Genomic DNA, 493 nt, shown 5'->3' with positions numbered 1-493 from the left:
AAAAAAATTCTTATAAATTAAAGGACATAACATATTATAAATGACAAATATGTTATGTCCTTTGTTATTCAACTAAACCAGCTAATAGGTTGTCAATATCTTTCTCTCAAACATAAAAATTTTTATGCTATACTATTTTTAGGCATACCAAATAGCCCTCCAGATGTCTTATGGAAGGTTTTTCTTTATGTGGTTAAAAAGTCTTTCTAAGCTATATCTAGGAAATATTCTTTCCTCTTTAATAAAGCATAAATCCAGTGAAGAAGCTTATTAATACAAGCGACAATCGCTACTTTTGAAGGCTTTCCTTCTAATCGTTTCTTATCGTAGAACGCTTTGAGCTTTTTATTTCTGGAACTTCTTATTCCACACAAAATGGCTAGATATAAACTATGCCTTAGCCTACTGGAACCTCGTTTGGTTATCCGATTGGTGGTCGCTGTAAACTTCCCAGATGAATGGACACTAGGATCAATTCCAGCGTAGGCAACTA

1 protein-coding gene is annotated in these 493 nt (G+C 33.1%); it reads right to left on the bottom strand.

Annotation, left to right across the window (positions count from 1 at the left end; genetic code table 11):
- Positions 1 to 206 precede the first annotated feature (206 nt).
- On the bottom strand, positions 207 to 493 hold a 287-nt coding region (locus tag V7014_RS26085), incomplete at its 5' end, for a transposase (protein WP_335511860.1).

Source organism: Bacillus sp. JJ722, assembly GCF_036963345.1.
GTDB lineage: Bacteria > Bacillota > Bacilli > Bacillales > DSM-1321 > Bacillus_AD.
The sequence above is the reverse complement of the archived record's forward strand: the minus strand, read 5'-3'. Positions and strand labels throughout refer to the sequence as shown.